This window comes from Bacillus sp. AFS023182, from assembly GCF_002560575.1.
Classification (GTDB): domain Bacteria; phylum Bacillota; class Bacilli; order Bacillales; family Bacillaceae_G; genus Bacillus_A; species Bacillus_A arachidis.
Window position 1 is genome coordinate 1 of sequence record NZ_NTRO01000119.1, and the last position, 10,285, is coordinate 10,285.

The following is a 10,285-nucleotide window of genomic DNA, read 5'->3' on the forward strand; positions in this document are numbered from 1 at the left end:
TTAAAAAAATTGTCTAGTTTTGTGTTGACATACCAAGAATAAGAATGAAATAACAAAAAGCTTTGCAAATCTTTTCGCAAAGCTTTTTATTGTAGTACATATTATAATAATAGTTTTCGTATTTCTTCTGTACTTAGACCAGTAAATTTTGCAATGTCTTCTAATGGCATACCATTTTTTTTCATACCACGAATTAATTGGATTTTCCCCTGTTCAATGCCCTCCTCTAAGCCTTCTTCGCGAGCATGAGCTATTTTAGCTTGTTCATCTAGAAGTACCTTCTCACGTGCTTCATACGCTGTTCGGAAAGATGAATCATGGCTCATATTTTCCCATTTATTCATAGCCTTTTGTAAAATTGGATCTTGATTCATTGCAATCTCCTCCAATGTTTGAGTTAAATGTTCGTCTTCATGTGCTGGTAATAATAACATCCAGCGAACAAATGTATTTTCCCATGGATTTACTTTTTCTTCACGCCATTGTTTCACAAGTTTCGGAATCTCTACAAAATGAATTTCCATATCGTTACTTAAGATTTGTTGTGTCTTCGTATTCCATAACTGTCCGATTGTATGAAAGGATTCATCATTAGAAAACAGCATAAAATCTAATAAATTAATGGTAATTGTTTTACGAAGTGAACGGTATGGCATTCCCTCTTGCATTTGGGATGTGTAGAGCTTACTCCAATAGTATAAAGATCGTTTTACCATATCATGTGTATTTCGAAGTTGAATTTCAATATTCACTTGCGTTCCGTTGTCGAGTGTAGCTAATAAATCTAAAATAGATAACTTATCATCTTCATAAGATTTATGAAGATGTGGATCCTCTAATTGTAGAGAGGTAATAGGTGTATCTAAAGATTCTTCTAAGATGGCGTTTAGAAATCCAGTTAAGATTTCTTCATTCCCCTTTGTTCCGAATAATTGTTTAAAAGCAAAATCGATTCGTAAATTTACTAATTTTGTGGACATGGGTTTTCTCTCCCTGTCTTTCTTTTCTTAACTGTATTGTATAAAATAGTCCTCTGTATATGCAAATTTCTTAAGAAACTTTTCAACAGAAGCTTAATGTTTATACAGCGAATGTTGATTAATTTTATCTTGGATTGCGCTTGCAATGAATTCTTCGATCGTACTGTTAGTTTCTTCAACTATTTTATTAATCGCTTGATATTCTTTGCTGGACATCGTAACAGGTTTAGTCACGCTGCTGCTATCTAAATACACACTATTATTCACACGCTTTATTAATTTTCCTTCTATTAAATATGGTGTTAAAGTTTCAATCCATTCCATCTGCATACCCATAGGTAATTCAATGAGGGACTGACGCACATCAAAATACAAAAAACCTTCTTCTTCAGAAACCTTCAGATTCCTTGGTGAAACATACTGTAGTATTAAATCAACCAGTTGAAAAGAACTACTACGCAATTGATCAGATTTTGGTATACGAAATTTAACAAATCTTTGATGATGGCTACGTGGTTTTTCGGATAATTTATATGCCGGTACGTACCCTGATTTTTTCGCTTCCTTTAAGGTAAATTCACTTCCAAATTCATCAATCAGCATAATATCTCCACGCTTTGGAATAGAGATGACTCTTGCTATCGTATTCCCCTGAAGGTACCTTTGGAACAGGACTGTATTATACTTTTGAGAGTATGTATACAGTGAATTTGCTTGATCAAATCGATGTACAAGTTGACGTAATTCTTCTTCTTTAATGAATTTAGTTTTGCGGTTACGATGTTCCTGTATAGTGGTCGTTAACTCTCCATCTTTTAACCATTTTTCTAATTGATAGGTGCTTACATCATATTTTTTACTAGCTTGGTATAGCGTAAGCCCTTCTGTTTCCCTTTCCTTTTTTATAGTTTCAACATCTTCTTTTTTGAAAAGAAAACTTCCATCTAAACGCCATGTGTCTTTATTTATCGGAACTAATTGCTCTTGCTTCATAAGATTGTTTATAACGAAATTACTAACACCTAAATATTCTTTCACTTCTGTTGTATTCATAATGATTTGTTGATTCTCATTCATGTTATTCTCCCTTTTTTACTTGTTTTATATTTGAGTCAATCATTTATGTAGTTTGATTTTAATTTCAAGAAATATATAATTGTAATTTATTATACCATAGATATTGTTTTATATTTTCTTGCAAATATATAAAGTTTATTTATATTTACTAATTAAATTATCATTTGCATTTAATGAAACATAAACATAAGTTATTTATAAATTTAAGTTAATCATAACCATAGAAAATGGGAGGTTTAAAAAAGAAGGTATAGCTAAAAAAAATGTAAAGATTAATGGAAAATGGACAGATCATCAAATATTAGCTATCATCAACAGCTTGGATGTATAGGCCCATTTCACTTCCAATAACGAAAATTATGTAAATGAGCTGCCCATATGGACAGCTCATTGTATTTTTTGCCTAGCGGGGATTTTTTCCGAAATGCTATATAATTTAACATTTCAACATTCCTTTTAACATTTTAAAGCTCTGTTGATAAACCTCTGGGGAATCCCAATTTTTGTATTTGTTAGGTACTTTAATATCCTCAATATGGTCTTTTTCTCGTGCAATTACAGTTAAATTAGTTATATAGTCTATTAATTCTAAAATGTGGTTTTTTGTTCCAATCGAACCATGTCCTGGGATCGCTATCTCAACATCCATATCTCTAATCTTTTCCAAAATGCGAATCCAATTCTCAGGATTCGATTCTTCAAAAAATGTTGGATGGCAATCAACAAATAATAAATCACCCATAAATATTACTTTCTCTTCTGGAATATAGAGAACTGCATCACAAAATGAATGTCCACCACCTAATGTAAAAAGCTGTGCACTACGTTTAATTCCATGAAACTTTATTGCATCAAAAAATGTTTTTTGAGGTAAAACTAATTTCAAAGTTGGTAATGAAACTTCCAATTCGCTTAGAAAGTTTATTTGATGTTTTAACTTAGGATCATTGGTTTGATTTATTTGATCTTTTAAAGAATGAATATAATTTTTCAAACCTTGTATATCATTTTTTTGCTTATTAATTCTCGCTGGATGAATATCCTTCATTTTTTCATATGTAACTTCACTTGAAATAATATTACTTTCCTCAAATGCTTGGTTACCTCGAATATGATCTCCATGCCAATGACTATTTACAACCCATGTTACCGGTCGATTTGTTATTTTTTCTGCAATATATTTTAAATCTTCAGCAGCTTGTTGTGTGTTAAATGTATCAAAAACTATTGTTTTATCCCCTAAATCAATAAAACCTGCATTTGCTACGGCACCACTGCCTTCTTTTGCTATTGCAACGTATATCCCTTCACTAACTTTTTCAAGACTAAAATGTTTGCTGAAAAATTCCTTATCCATTTTCCTTGCTCCTTAATTTCCTATTTTAACCAATATTTCGACATTAAAAGAAGAATTCCTTTGAAGGAGTATCGCCACATACCCATCAAGCTAAGATATTAAAGTACTCCCTAAATAGAAATTTTGTGGTCTTTATAGCATCAAAGTTCATTTTTATCGTTTTGGTCTTCCATTGCTTTTTGTTTAGAGTGCTGACTCGTCGTGTGGGGGTGAAACCCCACGGTTTGAAACGTAGCGTCATAACGGATAAGAACGAATCCAGGACGAATGATCTTGGCAGTTCGGCTCGTATACTTGCTAGTCCAAGCCGAGAACCATTGCATTGCTTTTTGTCCTTCGGCCTGGCAAGAACAGCACACGAGCCGAAAAAAGTTTTGCCAGGATGAAGCGAAGCGAAAAGGGTGGAGATTTTTGAGTGGGTTTCTCAAAAATACTACCCGTTCCTTGCGGAACTTTTAGCCCTATATATAAGAGTGAGAAGAGAGAGTGTTTTAAAAGTAGTATAAAGCGTTGGTAATACTAGTTTTTTTATTATTTCATATGTGGCGTTTTTGCCACACATGAAATAATAAAAAAAAGAACCGACCAATGTCAATTCTTAAATAATTTATTAGGTAATTGTTTTAATAGAGGCATTTTCATAGCTTTATAAAAAATAACTTGTAAATGCTCTGGAACATTATCCTTATCACCTGCAAAAATAATATTTGGATTTACAAACAAAGAATATGCTTTTGCATTACTTCCTTCAGTACCACTTTCAGCCTTTGCTAGTATTCCTTTTTTCACTAATGAATTAACCAATTTACTAATTCTATCTCTTGGTTTCTCAAGTTCTTTAGCAAGTTCTGAAATATTCATAGGTACAACATTTTTAGCTTTAACATCAAAAACAATAGAATTACTATAAAAAGAAATATAAGGAGTAATATCTATTAAAAATCCTTTTTCGCCTAAAGTTAAATATTCTTGTTTACTTAAAAACTTCATGTTTTCTTGCATAAATTGAGCAAACCTCACTTTCGACTGAGGGCTTCTTTTGGTTCTGGTGCAAAACTTCAGGGAAATTGCAAATAATCTCTAAATCTTGGACATACTGATACTATTACTCTAAAAAAGGTGTGTGATCGGTATGAAAAAGGAAAATTTGTTCAAATGGAAGCACTATCAACCTGATATTATCTTATTAACGGTAAGATGGTACCTACGGTACAACCTAAGTTTTCGTGATTTGGTGGAAATGATGGAGGAGCGAGGTTTGTCTATTGCTCACACCACTATTATGCGTTGGGTGCATCAATATGGACCTGAATTAGATGAAAGAGTACGGCGTCATCTTAAGACAACAAATGATTCCTGGAGAGTCGATGAAACGTATGTGAAAGTAAAAGGGAAATGGATGTATTTATATCGCGCAGTCGATTCAGAAGGAAATACCATTGATTTTCATCTAAGTGAATCAAGAGATAAGCAAGCAGCCAAGCGCATTTTCAAAAAAGCCTTGGCTACTTCTCATATTTGTAAACCTCGCGTAATAACAGTAGATAAGAACCCTGCCTATACTGTAGAAATTCAAGAATTAAAAGAAGAGAAACGTATGCCTGAAGGCATACAACTAAGGCAAGTTAAATATCTCAATAATATAGTGGAACAAGATCACCGTTTCATTAAGAAACGTGTACGTTCTATGTTAGGATTCAAGTCATATGAAACAGCCACTTCTATATTGAGTGGCGTTGAAACCATGCATATGATGAAAAAAGGACAACTTCACTTACAGGTGAAGTCTGCCCAAAATGAAGTTAGATTCATACATAAATTATTTGGAATTGCATCATAATCTACCATTGAACAGTCTATGCAGGTTTCTATGCCTTTATCAAATGATTTTTGCACCAGAACCCTTTTAAAAGAGTCTTATATATGTATATATAAGACTCTTAAATTTAAAATTTATGATTATTATCATGCTCTCTTATAACTGATGAGCGAGTATTTCCCAAAAGCTGAATGCCAATTATTAAAATAAGCATTATTAACATTATACAGGCAAATAACCAAAATGTAACTTGAGCAGGATACTTATCCATACTCTGACCTATAATAATTGGAATTAATGAACCCCCAAGACCGTTCGTAGCTAATAATATACTGGTTGTCTTTTCTGTTTGTCCAGGAAAATATAGGTTTGTGATAATTAAAGCAATCGCAAACATTGCTGCCATAAATAAACCAAGAAAGAAGCATAGAAAGAAACCAAACCAAACATTTCCACTAATGGCTAGCAATATAAGTACAATTAGTCCTCCAATATTAATTAAAAGTAAAAACATGTTATAGGTAAGCCTTTCAGCAATGATACCTGTTAGTGCACGCCCTATTACCATTGCTGACCAGTATATAGTTACAGTTAGTGTTGCAAGAGAATTAGGGACTTCCCACTCTTCCATGAAAATTGAAGGTAGAAAGTGAACAATTGATACTTCGCTTCCACCATAACAGAAGAAGTAGATTGCTGAAAGTATAATGATTAAAAATGTTTTTTTAGTGTAAGAATTATGTTCTTTATTAATTGCTGCATTAGTATCTGTATTTTTTATAAGAAATTCATCAATTTTCCCAAAAGACAATAGCCGCCACCCAAGCAAAATTAAAAATGAGCTTAATCCTAAAAGTAAAAATGCATATTCCCAAATGCCCTTACTTATAAGTACACTGGAGAAAAGTGGCATGAATAATGCACCTAATCCAAAAGCAACTTCTAATTTACTCATTGCGTTCGCTTGCTTTTCTTGAAATGTAACTAAAATAATTGTACCAATACAAGATTCAGCTACTCCAGCTCCATAGCCTGCTAATCCAACTAATGGAAATAGAAAATACCAATTTGGTAAAAAAAATGTGAAAAACTCAAAACAAATCATAATTAAACCAAGAACAACTACATTTTTACGTCCTAGTTTACTAACTAAAATAGGCATGCTAATTACACCAAGTAAAAATCCTACAAATTGAGCAAAGATGAGTAAACCACCATTGCTATAATTTTGCTTATAGTGATTTAGAATCTCAGGCAGCATTGCACCAATAATTACCAAGGTAAAAGCAATTAACATGTATGAAAAGAAGCTTAGCCAAAGCAAACGTTTTACCAACTACTTCTCCTCCTTATTAAAGGTTTATATATTATTTAAATTAATGCTTTATCACACCCCTCAATTCTTTATATACTTCCAAAGATGATTGTGTAAGCAGAAAAGCAAATATCTTTTTTTTACAAAATGCTAACAATTTCTTATTATACTAGATTTTTTTATAATATTTCAAAAAAATTCTTTTTTTGGAATTTCTCAACATTATTTACCTTAATTTAACTTGTGAAAAGGATATTTCGCAGTATATTATGAGTCTGTTATTTAATAACATTTTTTGAATAGTAGCGTATACGATACACAGTCAAAAATCATTATTAGTTAGGTTGGGCCCCCTAACGCCTTGAATATGTTCATAAATTTTTAACATTACTAAATGAGGAGTGTTTTAGAAATGAATAGTAGAGTTAAAAGTTCAACAAACCCTGATAGTTTGTATTACAAAGTGGATAATGTTGTTATGGAGAGAGGGGAAGGAATCTATCTTTATGATCAAGATGGAAATAAATATTTTGACTGTGCATCAGCTACATTTAATTTGAATTTAGGATACAGCAATAAGGAAGTTATTGATGTAGTAAAAAATCAAATGGATAATCTTATTCATGTTACGTCTTCCTATCAAACGGATGCTGTAAATACATTAGCACAAAAACTTGTTGAAATTGCTCCTAGTAATCTTACAAGAGCACACCCAAAAGTTAGTAGTGGTTCAGCTGCAAATGAGGGTGCTATTAAAATGGCACAGTACAATACCGGAAAGCGTGATGTTATATCTTTGTTTCGCAGTCATTTGGGACAAACTTATATGATGTCAGCTCTTTCAGGAAATGCCTTCCGAAGAGAACCTTTTCCACCTCAATTTTCATTTGGACTGCAAGTTCCAGACCCTTATTGCCTGCGTTGTTTTTACAATCAAAAATCTGATTCTTGTGGAATGCTGTGTGTTGAGAGAATTAATGATTTTATTGAACATGCCAGCACGGGAAATGTTGCAGCTATTATGGTTGAGCCGATATCAGGGAATGGAGGGAACATTGTTCCGCCTAAGGGATATTTCAAAGCGTTGAAAAAATTATGTGAAGAACACGATATTGCATTAATTTTTGATGAAATACAAACGGGATTTGGCAGAACAGGTAAAATGTTTGCCGCCGATTACTTTGATGTACAACCTAATATGATGACGGTTGCTAAAGGTTTAGGGGGAACTGGATTCCAAGTTGCAGCTATTCTTACTGAAGAGAAGTATGTAGGTATGCCTGGCCATCATCATTCGTTTACTTATGGATCGAATGTAATGGCATCTGCAGCAGCATGTACCACAATTGACATATTACAAAGACCTGGATTCTTAGAAAATGTAACTTTGGTTGGGAATTATATTATGGAACGTTTAGAAGAAATGAAAGAAAAATTTAAGTTTATTGGAGATGTAAGAGGTGTAGGTTTAATGATTGGGGTTGAAATAGTAAAAGATAATAATGAACCTGATGTTGAGCTTACAAACCATATTGCGAAACGTGCTATGGATCATGGCATAATTATTAGAACATCTAGATATGGATACGGAAATGTATTTAAAATTCGTCCACCTCTTACTATTACTCTGAGTGAGGCAGAGGAACTATGTTATAAATTAACTCGACTATTGGAGGAGATTAAGTGAAAACCTATATTATTGAGTTAGGGAAATACGTATATAGACAGGTGAAAAATCAAAAAGGAACTTTGAAGAATCGTTTAGTAAATGGTTACTCTTCGGGTGGAGATGCACAGTTTAATATTGATACTGCAGCAGAAAATGCCGTCGTTGATTATATCTCAAGTAAAAAAGAATCTATCGCATTTTATACTGAAGATGGTGGTCTTAAGATTTTTGGAGAAAATCCACAATATATTTTAATTGTAGATCCAATTGATGGTACACGCCCTGCAGCCGCGGGGCTTGAAATGTCTTGTATCTCTATTGCTCTAGCAAAATACAAAGACGATTCCAAAATCAAGGATATTGAATATGCTTTTCTAATGGAACTGAAAACAGGAAATTACATGTATAGTGATATTTTTTCAACTTCTATAGAATTTGAGGGTTATAATAGCGTACTACCAAACTTAAGTCAGGACAAAGACATTAAGAATATGTTTTGGAGTTTTGAGTTTAATGGTCATCCTACTAAATTAATGATTGAATCTTATGGACATTTAATTGATGAATCAGCAAATAATGGTGGTGTATTTATATTTAATAGTGCATCTTATTCTATTTCACGAATTATTACAGGTCAAATGGATGCATATGTAGATATTGGGAATAGACTACTTAAGGATTATCCGGATTTGTTACCAGATTTTCAAAGAGTAGGAAATGGTCAAGTCTTACACCTCTTTCCATATGATATAGCTGCTAGTGTGTTTCTAGCAAAAAAGGCGGGAGTTATTATTACTGACGCATATGGTAATTCTTTAGATGAAACTCTTTTAACAAATCTTAGTTATATTAACCAACAGTCATGTATAGCGGCTTCTACCAAAGAATTACACCAAAATTTATTGGAACAAATTAATTGGAAACGGAGCGAAGAAAAATATGAAAGCATTGGTATGGACTGAAAATAAAGTATTAGAATACAAAGAAGTGGAAGAACCTCAAATACAAAAAAATAATGACGTAAAAGTTAAAATTTATGGTACTGGGATTTGCGGAACCGATTTGAATGTATTAAAAGGGAAGATGTACGCTGCTCCAAATATGGTTATGGGACATGAATCAGTTGGAGTGGTAGTTGAAATGGGGGCAGATGTTAAAAATGTAACTGTAGGAGATCGTGTTGTAATTGATCCTACCCAGTTTTGTGGAAAATGTTATTACTGTAGGAAAGGTTTAACATGTTATTGTGAAGAGTTTGATGAATGGCAATTGGGAATTGGTTCTCATGGAACTTTCGGAGAATATTATGTTGGGGAAGATAGATTTATTTACAAATTACCCGAATCAATGGAATGGGAGAGAGCCACTTTAATTGAACCTCTTTCATGTGTTCTTAGCGTTATAGAAAAAGCTAATATAAAGCCAGATGATTCTGTTCTAGTTTTAGGGTCTGGGCCGATTGGACTCTTAGTTCAGATGATTGCTCGAAAACTTTCTAGAACTACAGTTGCCACAGAAATTGGTCCCTATAGAACAGAAGCTGCACGAAAAATAACCAAATATGTATATCATCCGCAAGAACTCACCTTAGAAGAAATCTACCGAATTAATCAAGGAAGAAAGTTCGATGTAATTTTTGATGCTATAGGTAATCAACTAGACTGGGCATATCCACTTATTGAAAAAGGTGGAAGACTTATTCCCATGGGATTTGATGATACCTATGAGTTCAAAGTCAAACCGTTTGAATTACTATCAAAAGGAATTACAATTATTGGAACTGGAGAAGCGCATCATATGATGGAAAAGGCTTTATCCTGCGCTATAGACCTTCCAGAATTATCGAGTTTAATTACGGAGAAAGTAGCACTTGAAAATTTCGATACAGCTATTGGTAAATTAATGGGGTTTGATCCAAGTACAAATGAAAGAAAAGATATTAATTCTATTAAAACAATTTTAGTGTCTGAACCTAATAGTATCTAAGAAATATTAACCGGCTCCTTGTATGCTAAGGAACCGGTTATTGATTTTACTACTTTTTATTAATGTATAAAACATTTTTATT

General features: G+C 32.9%; 9 protein-coding genes and 1 pseudogene. 5 read left to right on the top strand and 5 right to left on the bottom strand.

Annotated features, from left to right (window positions below):
* Positions 1 to 101: 101 nt before the first annotated feature.
* A complete protein-coding gene (locus tag CN288_RS27245) occupies positions 102 to 980 on the bottom strand; it encodes an Rpn family recombination-promoting nuclease/putative transposase (protein WP_098303577.1) in 879 nt (292 codons plus the stop codon).
* Between the two features lie 93 nt (positions 981 to 1,073).
* Positions 1,074 to 2,057 carry a DNA-binding protein gene (locus tag CN288_RS27250; RefSeq protein WP_098303578.1) on the bottom strand — a complete coding sequence of 328 codons (984 nt, stop codon included), beginning with the start codon at positions 2,055 to 2,057 and terminating at the stop codon, positions 1,074 to 1,076.
* A gap of 229 nt (positions 2,058 to 2,286) precedes the next feature.
* Here CN288_RS27250 and CN288_RS27255 point away from each other — a divergent pair.
* Positions 2,287 to 2,388: pseudogene (locus CN288_RS27255) on the top strand (GNAT family N-acetyltransferase); the annotation flags it as partial.
* 105 nt (positions 2,389 to 2,493) lie between these two features.
* Here CN288_RS27255 and CN288_RS27260 read toward each other — a convergent pair.
* Both CN288_RS27260 and CN288_RS27270 read right to left on the bottom strand, forming a co-directional pair.
* Positions 2,494 to 3,414, bottom strand: coding sequence for an MBL fold metallo-hydrolase (locus tag CN288_RS27260; RefSeq protein WP_098303579.1), 921 nt, complete (start codon positions 3,412 to 3,414; stop codon positions 2,494 to 2,496).
* Positions 3,415 to 4,005: 591 nt separating this feature from the next.
* Positions 4,006 to 4,416: a MarR family transcriptional regulator gene (locus CN288_RS27270; protein WP_098303580.1), complete on the bottom strand. Its 411-nt coding sequence runs from the start codon at positions 4,414 to 4,416 to the stop codon at positions 4,006 to 4,008.
* Positions 4,417 to 4,546: 130 nt separating this feature from the next.
* On the opposite strand from CN288_RS27270, the gene CN288_RS27280 reads away from it, so the two are divergent.
* On the top strand, positions 4,547 to 5,254 hold the full coding sequence (locus tag CN288_RS27280) for an IS6 family transposase (RefSeq protein WP_098303581.1): 708 nt from the start codon (positions 4,547 to 4,549) through the stop codon (positions 5,252 to 5,254).
* Positions 5,255 to 5,360: 106 nt separating this feature from the next.
* On the opposite strand, the gene CN288_RS27290 is transcribed toward CN288_RS27280, so the two are convergent.
* Positions 5,361 to 6,569 carry an MFS transporter gene (locus CN288_RS27290; protein ID WP_098303582.1) on the bottom strand — a complete coding sequence of 403 codons (1,209 nt, stop codon included), beginning with the start codon at positions 6,567 to 6,569 and terminating at the stop codon, positions 5,361 to 5,363.
* A gap of 391 nt (positions 6,570 to 6,960) precedes the next feature.
* Between CN288_RS27290 and CN288_RS27295 the strand changes: the two genes are divergently transcribed.
* Genes CN288_RS27295 through CN288_RS27305 form a run of 3 tightly spaced genes read left to right on the top strand, consistent with a single transcriptional unit; the run spans position 6,961 to position 10,203 of the window.
* A complete protein-coding gene (locus CN288_RS27295) occupies positions 6,961 to 8,235 on the top strand; it encodes an aspartate aminotransferase family protein (protein ID WP_098303583.1) in 1,275 nt (424 codons plus the stop codon).
* Positions 8,232 to 9,179 (top strand): inositol monophosphatase family protein, encoded by a 948-nt coding sequence (locus tag CN288_RS27300; protein WP_098303584.1) that lies wholly within the window; start codon positions 8,232 to 8,234, stop codon positions 9,177 to 9,179. Before CN288_RS27295 ends, CN288_RS27300 begins: the two co-directional genes overlap by 4 nt.
* Positions 9,157 to 10,203 carry a zinc-dependent alcohol dehydrogenase gene (locus CN288_RS27305; RefSeq protein WP_098303585.1) on the top strand — a complete coding sequence of 349 codons (1,047 nt, stop codon included), beginning with the start codon at positions 9,157 to 9,159 and terminating at the stop codon, positions 10,201 to 10,203. Before CN288_RS27300 ends, CN288_RS27305 begins: the two co-directional genes overlap by 23 nt.
* The last annotated feature ends 82 nt before the right edge of the window (positions 10,204 to 10,285 follow it).

Excerpts from the sequence above, each read along its gene's own strand:
- CN288_RS27245 (WP_098303577.1), bottom strand. The coding sequence starts at position 980 with ATGTCCACAAAATTAGTAAATTTACGAATCGATTTTGCTTTTAAACAA.
- CN288_RS27250 (WP_098303578.1), bottom strand. The coding sequence starts at position 2,057 with ATGAATGAGAATCAACAAATCATTATGAATACAACAGAAGTGAAAGAA.
- CN288_RS27260 (WP_098303579.1), bottom strand. The coding sequence starts at position 3,414 with ATGGATAAGGAATTTTTCAGCAAACATTTTAGTCTTGAAAAAGTTAGT.
- CN288_RS27270 (WP_098303580.1), bottom strand. The coding sequence starts at position 4,416 with ATGCAAGAAAACATGAAGTTTTTAAGTAAACAAGAATATTTAACTTTA.
- CN288_RS27280 (WP_098303581.1), top strand. The coding sequence starts at position 4,547 with ATGAAAAAGGAAAATTTGTTCAAATGGAAGCACTATCAACCTGATATT.
- CN288_RS27295 (WP_098303583.1), top strand. The coding sequence starts at position 6,961 with ATGAATAGTAGAGTTAAAAGTTCAACAAACCCTGATAGTTTGTATTAC.
- CN288_RS27305 (WP_098303585.1), top strand. The coding sequence starts at position 9,157 with ATGAAAGCATTGGTATGGACTGAAAATAAAGTATTAGAATACAAAGAA.